The sequence below is a fragment of the Parapusillimonas sp. JC17 genome (assembly GCF_052180245.1).
Classification (GTDB): domain Bacteria; phylum Pseudomonadota; class Gammaproteobacteria; order Burkholderiales; family Burkholderiaceae_B; genus Parapusillimonas.
Map to the genome: position 1 here is coordinate 106145 of NZ_CP197474.1, position 16340 is coordinate 122484.

Annotated in this window: 15 protein-coding genes; 6 read left to right on the forward strand and 9 right to left on the reverse strand. The window is 63.3% G+C overall.

What is annotated here, in order from left to right:
• Positions 1-4: 4 nt before the first annotated feature.
• Both ACSBPU_RS00505 and ACSBPU_RS00510 read left to right on the forward strand, forming a co-directional pair.
• The gene (locus tag ACSBPU_RS00505; protein WP_442594600.1) at positions 5-823 is read left to right on the forward strand and encodes an IclR family transcriptional regulator; all 819 of its coding nucleotides are present in this window, start codon (positions 5-7) and stop codon (positions 821-823) included.
• On the forward strand, positions 813-2345 hold the full coding sequence (locus ACSBPU_RS00510; protein WP_442594602.1) for a class I adenylate-forming enzyme family protein: 1533 nt from the start codon (positions 813-815) through the stop codon (positions 2343-2345). The genes ACSBPU_RS00505 and ACSBPU_RS00510 overlap by 11 nt, the downstream gene beginning before the upstream one ends.
• On the opposite strand, the gene ACSBPU_RS00515 is transcribed toward ACSBPU_RS00510, so the two are convergent.
• Positions 2323-4491, reverse strand: coding sequence for a malate synthase G (locus tag ACSBPU_RS00515; RefSeq protein ID WP_442594604.1), 2169 nt, complete (start codon positions 4489-4491; stop codon positions 2323-2325). The genes ACSBPU_RS00510 and ACSBPU_RS00515 overlap by 23 nt on opposite strands.
• Positions 4492-4679: 188 nt before the next feature.
• Here ACSBPU_RS00515 and ACSBPU_RS00520 point away from each other — a divergent pair, with 188 nt between their 5' ends.
• Positions 4680-4967, forward strand: coding sequence for a 4a-hydroxytetrahydrobiopterin dehydratase (locus tag ACSBPU_RS00520; RefSeq protein ID WP_442594606.1), 288 nt, complete (start codon positions 4680-4682; stop codon positions 4965-4967).
• On the opposite strand, the gene ACSBPU_RS00525 is transcribed toward ACSBPU_RS00520, so the two are convergent.
• The gene (locus ACSBPU_RS00525; RefSeq protein WP_442594608.1) at positions 4955-5899 is read right to left on the reverse strand and encodes an AEC family transporter; all 945 of its coding nucleotides are present in this window, start codon (positions 5897-5899) and stop codon (positions 4955-4957) included. The genes ACSBPU_RS00520 and ACSBPU_RS00525 overlap by 13 nt on opposite strands.
• Before the next feature lie 193 nt (positions 5900-6092).
• Here ACSBPU_RS00525 and ACSBPU_RS00530 point away from each other — a divergent pair, with 193 nt between their 5' ends.
• Both ACSBPU_RS00530 and ACSBPU_RS00535 read left to right on the forward strand, forming a co-directional pair.
• Positions 6093-7547 (forward strand): AMP nucleosidase, encoded by a 1455-nt coding sequence (locus tag ACSBPU_RS00530; RefSeq protein WP_442598495.1) that lies wholly within the window; start codon positions 6093-6095, stop codon positions 7545-7547.
• 153 nt (positions 7548-7700) lie between these two features.
• Positions 7701-8225 carry a nucleoside 2-deoxyribosyltransferase gene (locus ACSBPU_RS00535; protein ID WP_442594610.1) on the forward strand — a complete coding sequence of 175 codons (525 nt, stop codon included), beginning with the start codon at positions 7701-7703 and terminating at the stop codon, positions 8223-8225.
• A 35-nt stretch (positions 8226-8260) separates the two neighbouring features.
• Here the strand turns inward: ACSBPU_RS00535 and ACSBPU_RS00540 are convergent, their stop codons facing one another.
• The 6 genes from ACSBPU_RS00540 to ACSBPU_RS00565 all read right to left on the reverse strand — a co-directional run bounded on the left by ACSBPU_RS00540 (position 8261) and on the right by ACSBPU_RS00565 (position 14663).
• On the reverse strand, positions 8261-9145 hold the full coding sequence (locus ACSBPU_RS00540; protein WP_442594612.1) for an MBL fold metallo-hydrolase: 885 nt from the start codon (positions 9143-9145) through the stop codon (positions 8261-8263).
• A gap of 132 nt (positions 9146-9277) precedes the next feature.
• The gene (locus ACSBPU_RS00545; protein WP_442594614.1) at positions 9278-10309 is read right to left on the reverse strand and encodes a DctP family TRAP transporter solute-binding subunit; all 1032 of its coding nucleotides are present in this window, start codon (positions 10307-10309) and stop codon (positions 9278-9280) included.
• 61 nt (positions 10310-10370) lie between these two features.
• On the reverse strand, positions 10371-11669 hold the full coding sequence (locus ACSBPU_RS00550; RefSeq protein WP_442594616.1) for a TRAP transporter large permease: 1299 nt from the start codon (positions 11667-11669) through the stop codon (positions 10371-10373).
• Positions 11666-12211, reverse strand: a complete 546-nt coding sequence (locus ACSBPU_RS00555) for a TRAP transporter small permease (RefSeq protein WP_442594618.1) — start codon at positions 12209-12211, stop codon at positions 11666-11668. The genes ACSBPU_RS00550 and ACSBPU_RS00555 overlap by 4 nt, the downstream gene beginning before the upstream one ends.
• A gap of 235 nt (positions 12212-12446) precedes the next feature.
• Positions 12447-13427, reverse strand: a complete 981-nt coding sequence (locus tag ACSBPU_RS00560) for a Bug family tripartite tricarboxylate transporter substrate binding protein (RefSeq protein ID WP_442594620.1) — start codon at positions 13425-13427, stop codon at positions 12447-12449.
• Between the two features lie 36 nt (positions 13428-13463).
• Positions 13464-14663 (reverse strand): M20 aminoacylase family protein, encoded by a 1200-nt coding sequence (locus ACSBPU_RS00565; RefSeq protein WP_442594622.1) that lies wholly within the window; start codon positions 14661-14663, stop codon positions 13464-13466.
• An 80-nt stretch (positions 14664-14743) separates the two neighbouring features.
• On the opposite strand from ACSBPU_RS00565, the gene ACSBPU_RS00570 reads away from it, so the two are divergent.
• Positions 14744-15649, forward strand: coding sequence for a LysR substrate-binding domain-containing protein (locus ACSBPU_RS00570; protein ID WP_442594624.1), 906 nt, complete (start codon positions 14744-14746; stop codon positions 15647-15649).
• A gap of 147 nt (positions 15650-15796) precedes the next feature.
• Here the strand turns inward: ACSBPU_RS00570 and ACSBPU_RS00575 are convergent, their stop codons facing one another.
• On the reverse strand, positions 15797-16279 hold the full coding sequence (locus tag ACSBPU_RS00575) for an SET domain-containing protein (RefSeq protein WP_442594626.1): 483 nt from the start codon (positions 16277-16279) through the stop codon (positions 15797-15799).
• Positions 16280-16340: the final 61 nt, after the last annotated feature.

Sequence of the window (16340 nt, forward strand, 5' to 3'; positions counted from 1 at the left end):
CTATATGGACTCACATAAAAAAAAATCAGATACCGCAGGCACGCAAAGCATCGGACGTGCTGCTGCCGTGCTGCGTGCCGTTGCGGCAGCCGGCCAATCGGGTTACGGACTTGGCGAGGTGGCGGCGAACGTCCAGATCGAACGGCCTACTGCGCATCGGATATTGCGTCGTCTTGTGGACGAATCCCTGCTGGTACAAGACCCGGCAAGCCGGGTCTACCGGCTGGGCCCGCTGCTGTACGAGCTGGGTCTCGCTGCGCAGCCTTCCATCCCCGCAATGCAGTGGTGTTCCGAGGCCTTGCGCGAACTGTCGCGCATCACGGGAGACAGCGCTTTCCTTACGGTGCGCAGCGGCCGGGACGTCGTCTGCATAGATCGTCAGGAAGGGCACTTTCCCATCAAGGTGCTGGTTCTTGGCATAGGGCAGCGCCGCCCGTTGGGTTGCGGGGCGGGCAGCATTGCGCTGATGAGTTTGATGCCGGACGAACAGGTCGCCGAGCTGCTCGAACAGAACGCCGCAAGGCTGCAGGCGCGCGATGAGCCTTCCGTCTCGCAATTCATGGACATGGTGCAACGTGCCAGGGAAGACGGCTATTCGACCAAGGATGCACCGGATCTTCCCGTCCGCTCTCTGGGCGTCGCACTTAGCGACGCATATGGGCACGGCATCTGCGCGTTGAGCGTGACATCGTTGACGACGCGGGTGGAACAGCGCCTGGACCTGATGGTCGAAGCGTTGCGCGGCGTGGCCAAAGGGCTGAGCGCGCACGTGCGCGGCTCCTCGCTGCGTGAGCAATTCCTGGGGGAAAGGCATGCGCCGTGACCATTGGGCAAGCTATTGGAATGGGTTGGCCCAGGCATTCGGCGATCGGCCGGCCTTGCGGGCCGACGACCTGAACGGTCACCTTACTTATCGGGAGCTGGCGGAGCGCGCCGGCCAACTCGCCGCCGCGCTTGCGCGGCTGGGCGTGGGGCTGGAATCGCGCGTCATCACGCGTCTGCCGAACACCTCGATCGCTCCCCTGGTCCATATCGCCTTGCTCTTGACCGGCGCTTGCGAGATACCGGTGGCGCACGGCGCGAGCGAACAGGAACTGGGATGGATCGCCCAGCAGGCCGGCGCATCATTGGTGCTGGCCCGAATGCCCTCCGCTGCTTTGCCGGATGGCGTCCCGGTGGTCGATCCGGACATTCTTCCTCGCGGCTCGGCGCTGGTTCTTGGTGACGGCGACGCCGACATTGCCACGTTGCCGGGGCGAGCGTTGCCTTCGTCCGGCACCACAGGAATGCCCAAGGTGAGTGTGTATTCTCACCAAGCGCGGCTCGCCGCGCACAGGCTCCAGTGCGAGTTGATGCCTTGCGTGCCGGCTGCGGAATCGGAGCTATTGCTTGCAACGCCCTTCAGCCATGGGGCTTCTTTGCTGGCCTTGGCCTGGTGGCATTTCGGGGGGCAAGTGGTGTTGTTCGAAAGGGCGGATGCGCCCCGCCTGGTCCAGCATCTGCGGCGTGGCGCGGGCGCCATATTCGCCCCGCCTACCTTGTTGAACAAGCTGCTCGATGAGGCGGGTCCAGGCCCCTTGCATGCAAAAACGGTGTTTACCGGCACGCAGCAACTGGATGCCAGGCTATACCGCCGTGCCCGGGATGCGTTCGGGCCGGCCATACGCGTCACATATGGCAAGTCCGAGTGCATCAATCCCATCTGCTACACCCAGCCTGAAGATACGGACAGGGCGTATCGCGATCCCGATATGGAGTCCGCCTGCTGCGTCGGCGTACCGGCGCCCGGTGTTCATGTGGAAGTGCGTTCGGAGGATGGCGCGGTCCTGCCTGCCGGCGTGCATGGAACCGTCTGGATCAAGGCGGCGCACATGTCCGAGGGGACGTGGCATGAATCACGCTTGAAGGCATGGGAAGACGGTTGGCACCATACCGAGGACAGGGGATATCAGGACGACGCGGGAAGGCTGTGGCTATTGGGTCGGCAGGGCGATGCCATCAAGACGGGAGGCTACTTGGTGCAGCTGGATGCGGTCGATGCGATCGCCGGGGAAATCGACCGCAGCGTCGATTGCTGCGCCGTGGCCTTGCCGTCCGGCTACTGGGGAAGCGTGATAGCGTTGGCGGTGGTGGGGCCGGCTGCGGGCATACAGTTCGGGCTGGATTCGGCGTTCAGCGGACACGGCCGCCAGATGCGGCCCCGGCTGGTGTTAGAGGTAGAGGAAATACCGCGCAACCCGCAGGGAAAAATCATGCGGGCTGCGCTGGTAAAGCGGGTGCTGGCGCAGTATGAGCTCGTGGACGGCGCTTACCCCGCGCTCGCTACGCGCGAGCCTGCGCCTTGACCACTTGTCGCCACTGGTGCAGCAGCGGCTCGGTGTAGCCATTGGGCTGTTCCAGCCCCTTGAACACCAGGTCGCAGGCTGCCTTGAAGGCGGCAGAGGTTTCGAAGTTGCCCGCCATGGGCCGGTAGGCCGGATCGCCCGCGTTCTGGGCGTCGACCACGGCGGCCATGCGTTGCATGGTTTCCGTGACCTGTTCCTTGCTGACGACGTTGTGGCGCAGCCAGTTTGCCATGTGCTGGCTTGAGATCCGCAACGTTGCGCGGTCTTCCATGAGGCCGACGTTATGGATGTCGGGCACCTTGGAGCAGCCGATGCCTTGGTCGATCCAGCGCACGACATAGCCCAGGATGCCTTGGGCGTTGTTGTCGAGTTCTTCCTGGATTTCCTGGGCGGACCAGTTCGTGTCGGCGGCGACCGGAATGGTCAGGATCTTTTCCAGCAGGGGTTCGGATTTGCCTTCCATGCCCCGCTGGATTTCCTGGACATCGACCTGGTGATAGTGCAGCGCATGCAGCGTTGCCGCGGTGGGCGAGGGCACCCAGGCGGTATTGCCGCCGGCCTTCAGGTGGCCGATCTTCTGGACCAGCATGTCGGCCATCAGGTCGGGCATGGCCCACATGCCCTTGCCGATTTGCGCCTGGCCGCGCAGCCCGCACTCCAGGCCGGTCTGTACGTTGTTGCGCTCGTAGGCGTCGATCCAGACGCTGCGCTTCATGTCGCCTTTGCGCACCATGGCGCCGGCTTCCATGGAAGTGTGCATTTCGTCGCCGGTGCGGTCCAGGAAGCCCGTGTTGATGAAGGCCACGCGCTGGCTGGCCGCCGCGATGCAGGCCTTGAGGTTGGCACTGGTGCGGCGCTCTTCGTCCATGATGCCCATCTTGAGCGTGTTGGGCGCCAGGCCGAGCAAGGCTTCGGTGCGTGCGAACAGTTCGTTGGCGAAGGCGACTTCGGCGGGGCCGTGCATTTTCGGCTTGACGATGTAGATGGAGCCGCTGCGCGAGTTGCCCTTGCGCGCCAGGTCGTGCATGGCGATGAGCGAAGTGAAGACGGCGTCGAGTATGCCCTCGGGGACTTCCCGGCCGGCTTCGTCGAGTACCGCGGGGTTGGTCATGAGGTGGCCCACATTGCGGATGAACATCAGCGAGCGGCCGTGCAGGCTGCGCTTGTTGCCCTTCAGGTCGGTGTATTCGCGGTCGGGGTTCAGGGCGCGCGTGAAGGTCTTGCCGCCCTTGGAGACTTCCTCGGTGAGGCTGCCGTCCATGAGGCCCAGCCAGTTGCGGTACGCGGTCACCTTGTCTTCGGCGTCGACGGCTGCGATGGAGTCCTCGCAGTCCATGATGGTGGTGATGGCCGATTCCAGAAGCAGGTCTTTGATGCCTGCGGCGTCTTGCTGCCCGATGGGGTGGGAGGCATCGATCTGGACTTCGAAGTGCAGGCCGTGGTGCAGGAATACGAGGGCTTCGGGTGCGGAGGCCTGCCCGCGATAGCCGATGAGCAGCGCCGGGTCGGCCAGGGTTGTGCTTTGCCCGTCGCGCAGCGTGACCTGAAGCCGGCCATTGGCGACGGCGTATGCCGTGGCGTCGGCGTGGGAGCCTTGCGCCAGGGGAATGCTGTCGTCCATGAAGCGCCGTGCGTAGGCAATGACCTGGGCGCCGCGTACGGGGTTGTAGCCGCCCGCGCGGGTTGCGCCGTCGTCTTCGGAGATGGCGTCGGTGCCGTACAGGGCATCGTACAGGCTGCCCCAGCGGGCGTTGGCCGCATTCAGGGCATAGCGCGCATTGGTGATGGGCACGACCAGCTGGGGGCCTGCCTGTTGGGTGATTTCGGTGTCGACATGGCTGGTCTTGACGGCCACGTGGCCGGGGATGTCTTGCAAATAGCCGATTTTGCGCAGAAACGCCTGGTAGGCGGCCTGGTCCTGGATGGGGCCGGGGTTCTGGCGATGCCAGGCGTCGATTTCGGCTTGCAGGCGGTCGCGTTCGGCCAGGAGCTCGCGATTGCGCGGCGCGAGGTCATGGACGAGTTCGTCGAAACCGGACCAGAACGCTTCAGGCGCGACGCCTGTGCCGGGCAATGCTTCCCGCTCGACAAATTGATAAAGCTCGGTAGCAACTTGAAGCCGCTTGCATGAGGTTCTTTCCGTCATCACGCTTCCATGATAAGAGGTTGATAATACAAGGTAGTATGGACTGTAGGACGCAAGACCTCAACCGCGCTGCGGTCAAAGGACTTGCAACTTAAAGTTCCTACCGGAGCGGGGTCGGACCCCGTCGCACCAACGCCATCAAGGGGTCAGGCCCCGTACGGGGTCTGACCCCAGAAAAGGACACGGCAATGAAGAATCAGCTGAAATTGATTGGCGCGCCATCGGCCCTTCTGCTGCTTGAAGGATGGTCGGCCACCGAAGGGCGCGACGCCATACACAAAACGTTCATCTTCAAGAATTTCAATGAGGCATTCGGCTTCATGGCGCAGGTGGCGATGCACGCCGAGAAGCTGGACCACCATCCGGAATGGACGAATGTCTACAACCGGGTAAGCGTGACGCTGACCACGCACGACGCCAAGGGCGTGACCGAGCGCGACGTGGCGCTGGCCCTTTTCATGGATCAGCTGGCCTGAGAGCCGCCCAGCACCGCGACCAGCACCGATACCGTCGCCAGCGAGAGCACGGTGGAAATCAGTATGGCCCGCGAGGTGACGGCGGGTTCGCGCTGGTATAGCTGCGCCAGCATGAAGGGACCGGTGCCGACCGGCAGCGCCGCAAGCAGCACGGCGGTGCTGGCCCACAGGGGCGGCATGCTGAATACCCAGTACGCCAGGACGAACGTGACCAGCGGATGCAGGATGAGCTTCAGCCCGACGATGCGCCAGACGGCTCCGTGGCGGGCACGGGGCTGGTCCTGCGCCAGAAACAGGCCTATTGTGATCAATGCGCAGGGGCTGGCCGCCGCACCCAACAGCGTCGTGAACTGCTCCAGCCCATAGGGCAGCGGCCATTCCAGCGCCGCGACGATCAGGCCCAGCACGGGCGATACCACCAGCGGGTTGCGGCTCAGCGACCGGCTGACCTTGGCCAGGGTGTGGAGCAAGTGGGGCGAACCTTGCAGGTCGATTTCGATCAGGACGATGGCAAATGCGAACAGGACGCAGGCCGTCAGCAAAGTGGCGATGATGACGGCCGGAAGGCTGGCCTCGCCAAACAGCATCAGGCACAGCGGAATGCCCATGAATCCGGCATTGGAATACGAGGCGGCGAGGCCTTCGATGCTGGCATCGGCCAGGCGCCCCCGGCGTCGGCGGTCCATGAAGTACGAGACCGCGAAAACGATGGCGATGCCCAGGGCGGTAGCGGCCAGGTAGCCGGGCTGGTTGATCTGTTCCCAGCTGATCTTGGCCATTGCCTGGAACAGCAGCGCGGGCAGCGCCATCCAGACGACGAACTTGTTGAGCGTCTCGACCGCGGCGGGGCCGAGCAGACGGTTGCGTGCGCTGAGGTAGCCGAGCAGAATGAGCGCGAACAGCGGGAATACGGCGTTGAGGATTACGCTCAAGGTTCAGGGCCTTTTAGACTTTTCAGATTGACGGGCCTGGGCCCGTCGTTTCCTGATCGAGGTATTAAACCAATAACCGCGCATTTTGTCACAGTAGCTTTATATACTGTGCCCATTGGGCAGCCGATTTTTTCAGGTAATACATATGTTTGATTCACAGGACGCGGTCAACCCGATCACGCTTCCGCCCGTCATGCCGTTCACCAGTTTCACCGATGCCCGGGCGGCGGTGCAGCGCCTGGTGGATATCTATACCAGGAATACCGCCTTCATCCGCGAGGAATTCGCAGCCTACGTGAAGAACGGCATCCCGGGAAAGCGGCGCATCCGTGCCTGCTATCCGGCGATCCGGATCAAAGTAAATACGTATCAGGAAGTGGACAGCCGCCTGTCGTATGGGCACGTCGTCGAGCCAGGCGTCTATATGACGACCATCACGCAGCCGGCTCTGTATTTCGACTATCTGCTCGAACAGATCGGGCTGCTGATCAAGAATCATGGCGTGCCGGTCGAGGTGGGCGAGTCGGATATGCCCATCCCCCTGCATTTTTCATATGCAGATGGACAATACGTCGAAGGGGTGTATTCCGACTCCTTGCTGGGCGATGCGCTGCGCGACCATTTCGACGTTCCCGACCTGGCCGTGACGGATGACGCCATCGTGAACGGAACCTGGAAAGGCCGCCGCGAAGATCCCCTTCCATTGGCGCCGTTCACGGCGCCGCGAGTGGATTATTCCCTGCATCGCCTGCAGCACTACACGGCCACGGCGCCGGAGTACTTCCAGAATTTCGTGCTGTTCACCAACTACCAGTTTTATGTCGATGAGTTCTGCCAATGGGCCAAGGAAACGCTGGCGCAGGGCGAGGGCGGCTACACGGCGCTGGTCGAGCCGGGCAACATCATTACCCGGGCGGGTCCGGACGCGGAGCGCGAAGGCCAGCCGCTGATGCGCAATCCGCAGATGCCGTCCTATCATTTGCTGCGCGACAAGCACAACGGCATTACCCTGATCAACATCGGCGTGGGACCATCCAACGCCAAGACGATCACCGACCACGTCGCCGTCCTGCGCCCCTCCGCCTGGCTCATGCTGGGCCATTGCGCGGGGCTGCGCACCACGCAGCGGCTGGGCGACTACGTGCTGGCACACGGCTATGTGCGCCAGGACCATGTGCTCGACGACGATCTGCCGCTATGGGTTCCCGTTCCGCCGCTGGCCGAAATCCAGATCGCGCTGGAACAGGCCGTGGCCGATGTCTCCGGCCTGGATGGCTGGGATTTGAAACGCATCATGCGCACCGGCACAGTCGCGTCCATCGACAACCGCAACTGGGAGTTGCGCGATCATCACGAGCCCGTGCAGCGCCTGTCCCAGTCCCGGGCCATCGCATTGGACATGGAGTCCGCCACCATTGCGGCGAACGGCTTCCGTTTCCGGGTGCCGTACGGAACGCTGCTCTGCGTGTCCGACAAACCGCTGCACGGCGAGCTGAAACTGCCCGGCATGGCCAGTGACTTTTACCGTACCCAGGTCAACCGGCACCTGCATATCGGCATCCGGGCGCTGGAATTGCTGCGCGATATGCCGCGCGAGCGCCTGCATTCGCGCAAGCTGCGCAGCTTTATAGAAACCGCTTTCAAGTAGGGTTGAGGGGTCGGACCCTATAGGGTCCGACCCCACCAGACCTCACCACGATATGGGGTCAGACCCCGTACGGGGTCTGACCCCTCAAGAGCAGCACCAGGGGTCTGACCCCTCAGGAGCAGCACCAGGGGTCTGACCCCTCAGGAGCAGCATGTGAAATCCATTTATCTCGCCGGTTTCGATGTCTTCCGCCCGGACGCCAAGGCGTGGGGGGCGACACTGAAGCTGCTTTGCAACAAGTACGGCTACGAAGGGCTGTATCCGCTGGATAACGCGCTGCCTTCGGGCATGTCCGACCTGGAGCAGGCGCGTTGGATCTGCAAGGCGAATATCGCCTTGATACACCAGGCCGATATCGTCATGGCCAATCTCAACCCTTTTCGGGGTGCCGAGCCCGACTCGGGCACCGTGTTCGAAGTGGGTTACGCGGCTGCGCTGGGCAAGCCCGTGTGGGTCTATACCAGCGAGTCCCGATCGATGGTGAAGCAGGTCGCGACGGCCGTGATGCCTTCCCCGTCCGGGCGCGTCCACATCGACGCGCAGGGATACGCCGTCGAGGACTTCGGCCTGAACCTGAATCTCATGATCGCTTGTTCGGCGAAGGTGGTGGTCGGCACCGCGGAAGACTGCCTGGCGGAACTGGATGGCGGCAGGGGTCAGACCCCATCCGGGGTCTGACCCCACCTGTTGTGGCCGGACGGTTGGATCAGGGGTCAGACCCCGCATGGGGTCTGACCCCTGCTGACAGGGATCTTCAAATACGAGACGCCGTTGGATTCCGCTTTGGGCAGGTGTCCCGCGCGGATATTGACCTGAATGGCGGGAAGCAGCAGGACGGGCGCTGCCAGCGTGGCGTCGCGCCGTTCGCGCATCGCGACGAATTCCGCCTCGGAGACGCCGTCATGGACATGTACGTTGCGCGCGCGCATGTCGCCCACCGTGCTTTCCCAGGCATAGGTGTCGCGTCCGGGCGCCTTGTAGTCGTGGCACAGGAACAATCGCGTCTCGTCGGGCAGCGAAAGGAGCCGCCGGATCGACCGATACAGTGTCTGGGCGCTGCCGCCCGGGAAGTCCGCACGCGCCGTGCCGTAGTCCGGCATGAACAGCGTGTCGCCGATGAATACCGCGTCGCCGATGCGATAGGAGACACAGGCGGGGGTGTGGCCCGGCGTGTGCATCACCTCGACCGTGAGCGAGCCGAGCTGGATTGTTTCGCCGTCTGCCAGCAGGCGGTCGAATTCGCGGCCGTCGCCCGAGACGTCGTCGATGTTGAAGACGGACCGGAAAATCGATTGGACGTCGCGGATGTGCTCGCCGATGGCGACCTGTGCGCCCGTGTGCTGCTTGATGTGGGGCGCTGCGCTTAGATGGTCCGCATGGGCGTGGGTTTCAAGAACCCAGACGACCTGCAAGCCGCCATCGGCCGCCGCCCGCAGCATCGTGTCCGCCGAAGCCGTCGATGCCTTGCCGCTGCGGTGGTCATAATCCAGCACGGGGTCGATCACGGCGGCCTGCTTGGTCGCGGGATCGGAAACCAGATAGCTCACCGTATTGGTGGGTTCGTCGAAAAACGCCTGGATCTGGGGGGATGGATTCATGGGGCTCGTCCTGTGGTTTGGTAGGGGTCAGACCCGATGCCGGGTCTGACCCCACGCATATTCTAAAGGGGTCCGACTCCCTCCACGATATGGGGTCAGACCCCGTACGGGGTCTGACCCCTGCCCCATGGCTTACTTCTTCCGGGCCGCGATGTCTTTCTGGGCCTGGTCGACAAGCTGCTCGCCGATGGTCTTTTTCCATTTGTCGAAAACGGGCTTGGTTACCTTGACGAAGGCGTCGTGTTGCTCGGGCGTCAGGCTGGTGACCTTCACGCCATGTCCTTCGATCTCCTTGAGCAGCGAGGGGTCTTCCGGCGTAACGCCTTTGCGGGCCAGCACGATTTGTTCCTTGCCCGCTTCGATGGCGGCTTCGCGGACGATCTTGCGGTCTTCTTCCGTCCAGGATTCCCATACCTGTTTGTTTACCACGAAGATCAGCGGATCGGCGACGTAGTTCCAGAGGGTCAGATTCTTCTGGGCGACGTCATACAGCTTGGCGGCGGAAAAGATGGACAGGGGGTTTTCCTGGCCGTCGACTGCGCCGGTGGCGAGCGCGGGCTGTGCATCCGCCCAGCTCATTTGCGTGGGATTGGCGCCCAGCGCGGTGAAGGTGTCGATGAAGAGCGGCGAACCGACTACACGCAGCTTCAGGCCCTTCAGATCTTCCGGCGACTTGACTTCATGCTTGGAGTTGCTGAGCTGGCGATAGCCGTTTTCACCCCATGCCAGAGGCACGACGCCGGCCTTTTCGACGTCCTTGAACAGGGCTTTGCCCACCTCGCCATGGATGAGGGCGTCGATGGCTGCGTAGTCGGGCATCAGGAAGGGCAAGGAGAACAGGTTCAGCTGCTTCACTTGCGGCGACCAGTTGATGGTCGAGCCGAGCGCCATGTCGATCAGGCCTTGGCGAATGGCGGTGAACTCGCGTGTCTGGTCGCCCTGCACCAGCGAGACGCCTGGGTACAGCTTGATGTTGATGCGCCCGGCGGTGCGCTCGCGGACCTTGTTGGCCCAGATTTCGGCGCCCTGTCCCCAGGGGAAGGCCGTGCCGACGACGAGCGAGAGCTTGTACTCGGATTTGTAATTGGCCGCCTGGGCGGTGCCGGCCAGGCCAAGCGCTGCGATGGAGCAGGCGAGGGCGCCAAGCAATGTGCGGATTTTCATGGAGTCTCCTTTTTGGGGATAGCGTTGGTAGTAAGTATGGCCGCGCGAGGCGGCCTCGGGGTCAGTACCCTAGGTATCGAGGCAGCCAAAGAGCCAGCTCGGGGAAAACGATTACCAGGACCAGAACGGTGAACATCGAGCAAAGCAGCCAGATCACCCAGCGTATGGTGCTTTCCATGGGAACCTGCGCGATACGGCAGGCGACCATGAGGTTGACCGCCAGCGGGGGCGTGAACTGCCCCAGTGCTACTTTAAGGGTAAGCAGCACGCCGAACCAGACCGGGTCCCATCCATAGGCGTTGACGATGGGCATGAGCAGCGGCACGAAAATCAGGAAAATGGAGATGCCGTCCAGGAACATGCCCAGTATCATGATCAGCGCGATGAGCAGGGTCAGCACGCCGTACTCGCCCAGGCCCGAATTGACGATGGCGTGTGCGATGGGGTCGATGACGCTGAGCGTGGACAGGGCCCAGGCGAAAATGCCGGCCAGCGTGACCACCAGCATGATGACGGCGGAAAGCTCAGCCGCCTCGCGCAAGATAAGGAACAGATCGCGGAACTTGATGGTGCGATGCACGACCATGCCGACGAAGAGCCCGTAGAACACCGCCACGACCGCGGCCTCGGTGGGTGTGAAAAGGCCGATGCGCATGCCGCCCAGGATCAGGACGGGCGCGGCTAGGCCCCAGGATGCCTCGAACAGGCTGCGCCAGAACGGGGGGCGCGGCAATGCTCTTTCATGGGCGCCCAGGTTATGGCGCCGCGACAGCCACACCGCCGGTACGATGAGGGCGATGCCGGCCAGGATGCCCGGTATCATGCCCGCCGAGAACAGCGCGGGAACGGACGCCTGCGGCACCAGTATGGAATAGACGATGAAGGCGATCGACGGCGGGATGAGGATGTCGGTGGCCGCACCCGCCGCGACGATGCTGGCTGAAAAAGGCCGTGGATAGCCCGCGCGGCTCATGGCGCTGATCATTACCGCGCCCACGGCGGCGGCGCAGGCGGGACCCGAGCCTGAAATGCCGCCCAGGAACATGGCGACGGCAATGGCGACCAGCGGCAGCATGCCCGGCCCGCGTCCGACGATGGCAATGGCGAAATTGACCAGCCGGCTGGCGACGCCGGAGCGGTCGAAAATGGATCCGACAAGCACGAACATCGGTATGGCCAGCAGCGGATACTTGGCCAGGCCCGCATAGAAGTTTTGCGGGACGGCCAGCAGCCCGAACCATTGGGTGTCGAGATTGGACATCACGATGGACAGGGTGCCCGCAATGCCCAGGGCCACGCCCACGGGCATGCCGATGACCATCAGCACGATGAAGACGATGAACAGGGTGGCGACGATCATGCTCCGGGCCCGCCCGTGCCGGAATTCAGCAGGCGGCGCAGGATGCCCGCGATGCGCAGGGAAATGCCCAGCGCAAGCACCGGCATCCAGACCGTGTACCACCAATTGGGAATGCCGATGGCCGGCGAGGTGTCGCCCCAGGTGTAGTCGTCGTAGACCATGCGGCCCGACAGGATGGTGAGCAGGAGGAAGAAGAGCAGCACCAGGGTATTGACGACGACGGCGAGCTTGCGTTGCCGCGACTCGGCGCCGCTGTCGGCGTAGGCTTCGATGCGGATATGCTGGTTGCGGACGAAGGCGGTGGCACTGGCGGTCATGGTCAGCACGATGAGCAGGAAGACCGAGATCTCTTCCGACCACGCGAAGGAGCCGTCGGTGAAATAGCGGACCAGCACGTTGGCGAAGGTGATGAGTGCCAGGACCGCCATGATCAGGACCGAGATCCAGTCTTCGATCTTGAGCGGTACTTTGACGGGAGGATCTTTGGGAACGGCCACGACGAAATCCGGATCGTCGGCGGCCTTGTCAGGAGAATGAGGCATTGGAATACGGGAAAACAAGCATGCTTTAGTGAATAGCCGACATGCTAACGTTTTGCGACACTTTAGTATCCCCGGGGTTTCCCGCGTTTGGATTTGCCGGGGTCAGACCCCGCATGGGGTCCGGCCCTATTTCGGAGCGGCGCCGGTGGGTTTTGGGGTCAGACCCATAGGTCTGACCCCTCTGGGCTGTCGGGGGGGTGGGGGTCAGACCCCGTACGGGGTCTGACCCCGCTGCCTAGTTCACGGAGATCGCCCTGTCCGCGACGATCTTCAGGAATTGCTCGGTTTCACGCCGGTATTGTTCGTCAGCCTGCTCCAGGCCCAGGGGCTCGCCGACGGCGGAGCCGCTGGCCTCGATGGCGGCCCGGACTTGCGGATCCGACAAGGCCTGCTTGAGCGCCGCCTGCAGCGTGCGCACTTCGTCGTCAGGAGTTTCCGCCCGGACCAGCAAGCCCGCCCAGGTGGGGTACTGGAAGCCCTTCAGCTCGGGCGCGATTTCCCCGAGAGTGGGAATGTCCGGCGCGAGCGGATTGCGCTCGGATTGCGCGATCCCGTAAGCCTTGAGCTTCTTGTCGCGTATCAGCCCCAGTATGTTGCCGGCCAGGGGAAGAAACGAGATGTCGACTTGGCCGCCCATGAGATCCTGCACCAGCGGGGCGGCGCCCCGATAAGGCACGTGGAACATGTTGGCGCCGGTTTCCGCCGCCAGGACGGCGCCCGTCACATGGTAAAGCGACCCGATGCCGACGCTGCCGTAGCTGACGGCGTTCGCATTCGGCGCTTTGCTTTGCGCGATGAGGGCGCGGATGTCGGCCGCCTCGAGGTTCGGTCGGGCGACCAGGACCTGGCTCGTCTGTGTCGCGGGGCCGATCAGACGGAACGCGTCCGCCTTGTACTCCAGCGCCGGGTTGACGGCGGGCGCCAGGATCACCTCGTTGGGCGAACCCAGGAGCAGCGTCTTGCCATCGGCCGGGCGCTGCAATACGCGGTGGCTGCCCACCGCGCCGCCCGCGCCGCTCAGGTTCTCGATGACGATGGTGCGATTCAGCGCCTTGGACATCACGGGCGCGATCGTGCGGGCGACGAAGTCCGAGCCGCCGCCGGGAGGATAAGGCACGATCAGGCTGATCTGCCCGTTGGACTGGGCGAGGGCCGGCATGGCCAGGCTGGCCAGGGCGACACATGCCGATCCAAGGATGAGTTTGCTTTTGCGCATGGGAAGTCTCCGTAAGTTTTCTTTTGATGCATTGGGTTATCGGGGGGCGAGCCATTGCGCCGTCAGTTCCGCCCAGAAGGTGGCGGCGGGAGCCAGGCAGGCATCGTTGAAGTCATAGCCGGGGTTGTGCACCATGCAGTGCGTAAGTCCGCTGCCGGGGTCGGATTCGCCGATCATGCCGTTGCCGACCAGCAGATAGCAGCCCGGCTTTTCCTGGAGCATGTAGGCGAAGTCCTCGCTGCCCATCAGCGGCTCGGTCTCGGCTTGTACGTTTTCCGCGCCGAAGATGCGGCGCGCAACGTCGATCGCCACGCCGGTTTCGTCGACGGTATTGACGAGCATGGGATAGCCGCGCTGATAATCCACCTCTGCCGTGGCGCCATAGCTTTCCGCCTGCAGCGTGCAGATGCGGCGGATGCGGGTTTCGAGCTCATCGCGTATTTCAGGGGAAAAGGCGCGCACGCTCAATTCGAGCCGGGCGCTGCCCGGGATCACGTTGTAGGTTGCGCCGGCTTCGAGCTTGCCGATGCTGATCACCACGCTGTCGAGCGGATCGATGTTCCGCGACACGATGGTTTGCAGCGCCATGATGGCACTGGCCGCGGCAACGGTGGGATCGACCGCTCGGTGAGGCACTGCGGCGTGGCCGCCTCGGCCGGTGAACGTGATGACGACGCGGTCGGACGACGCCATCATTGCGCCTGCGCGGAAAAGAAACTTGCCGGTCGGCCAGCCAGGCATGTTGTGCAGGGCGAATACCGCGTCACAGGGAAAACGCTCGAACAGGCCTTCCTCGATCATGCGGCGGGCGCCTCCGCCGCCGCCCAGTTCTTCGGCGGGCTGGAAGATAAGATGAACCGTGCCGTCGAAATTCCGCCGCCGCGCAATGATCTCGGCGGCGGCCAGCAGGATGGCGGTGTGGCCGTCATGGCCACAGGCGTGCATGGTGCCTGGTACCTGGCTTGCCCATTCGATGCGATTGCTTTCCTGTATCGGCAGGGCGTCCATATCGGCCCGCAGGCCGATGCGCCGGTCGGAGTCCCCATGCCTGAGCGTACCGACCACGCCGGTGCCGGCGATGCCTTCCGCGACGTCGTAGCCCAGGGTCCGCAGGCGATCCGCGACCATACGGGCAGTGCGGAACTCTTCGAAACCGAGTTCAGGATGGCGATGGATGTCTCGCCGGAGCGCGATGTAGGCGTCCCAGTCGATGACGGGATCTAGATTCGTAGTCATGCCGGCATTATTGGCATGACCTCGTGTCCCTCGTTACTGGTATTTAGTTTTTAGTGAAAACTATTGGTTATCATGTTGATATGAAGGACCATAGCCTCAGAGCCTTACTGGCCGTTGCGGAAGCCGGCACCATACGGGGCGCGGCCCGTGCGCTCAATTTGTCGCAGGCCGCGCTGACCAAGTCGCTGCGCGAACTGGAAAGCGACATTGGGGCCGAGCTCCTCAGCAGAAGCTATCGCGGCGTGCGGCTGACCGAGGCCGGGCGCATTTTGCACGATCGCGCCAAGGTGGCGCGTCAGCAGCTGCAGATTGCGGAGGCCGAGATCCGCGCCCTGTCGGGCTCGGCCCCAGAGCGCCTGGCCGTGGGCGTGACGCCCATGGTGGCGCTGTCGGTGCTGTCGGACGTATGGACGCACTTCCGGCGCTTGCGGCCCGCCGTGGCCTTGAACCTGCGCGAGGGTTTGCCGTCGATCGTCGTGCCGGCGCTGCTGAAAGGCGAGCTGGATTTCGCGGTCGTGATGGCCGATCCCGGTTTCGTGCCCGACACGCTGGCGTTCGAGCCCATCATTCATACGTCCTTCCAGATCGTCGGGCGCGCGGGGCATCCGGCCCGGCACGCCACAGAGCTGGCCCAGCTTCTGGACTACGAATGGATCTTCAGCCTGCATCCGGGCAGCTATAGCGAGCGCATCCTCAAGTGGATCGCCGACCAGGGCCTTGCGCCGCCGCAGCGCATCGTCGATTGCAATTCGACGCTGTCGAACTGGCAACTGATACGGAATAGCGACATGCTGACGATGCTCCCGTCCGTCTTCTTCCAGGCGCCGTCCATCGCCGCGGAGTCCCATGGCCTGATGCGGTTTGGCATACGCCTGCCCGAAGCCGTCGTCGGCAGCCTGCGCCTGAAGCACGCACCGCCCTCGTCCGCGGCAACGTTGCTGGCCGACTTGTTTGCCTTGTATCTGAGACGGCAGGGAAATTCGTGACTTGGCGTGACTTGGGGTCAGACCCCGTACGGGGTCTGACCCCTCACTTTTTAGCCGGGGTCTGACCCCCCACTCTTTAGCCCGGGGTCAGACTCTCGTTCTCTTTAGCCGGGGTCAGACCCCACGTGGGGTCTGACCCCATGATTCCTATTTCTTCTTCTGCTTCTTCTTGGGCAGCGCCAGCATCGTCCCCCTGCATGTATCGGCCCCGCAAAGACACCCATACTGCTTGCGCAGTGTCTTGGTGATCTTGCCTTCCATCACCAGCCCGTAGTCGTAGAAGAGCTCGTCGCCCGCCGGGATGTCCTGCAGGGCGATGACGAACACCCGGTTGCCTTGCGAGTTTTCCTCGGTTTCGCAATTGGGCGCGCAGGAGTGATTGATCCAGCGCGCGTCATTGCCCTTTTGCCCGCCGTCTATCACCTTGCCGTTGCTCAAAGAAAAGAAGAAGGTATGGAAGGGGTCGTCGGGATTGACCGGATGCATGTCGTCCGCCTGCTCGGGCGTGATGCGCTTGCCGCGGTATTCGATGATGCGCGTGCCGGCGGGGATGTCGCGCAGGGCGAAGACGCCGGTACCGTGCAGTGAGGACTTTTTGACCAGATGCCAGGGTTCGGGTTGGGGGCTCATGCTTTCCAGGTTTTTGGGTGGGGGAAAAAAGAATACACTTCCCGTATCCCGATATCTTATG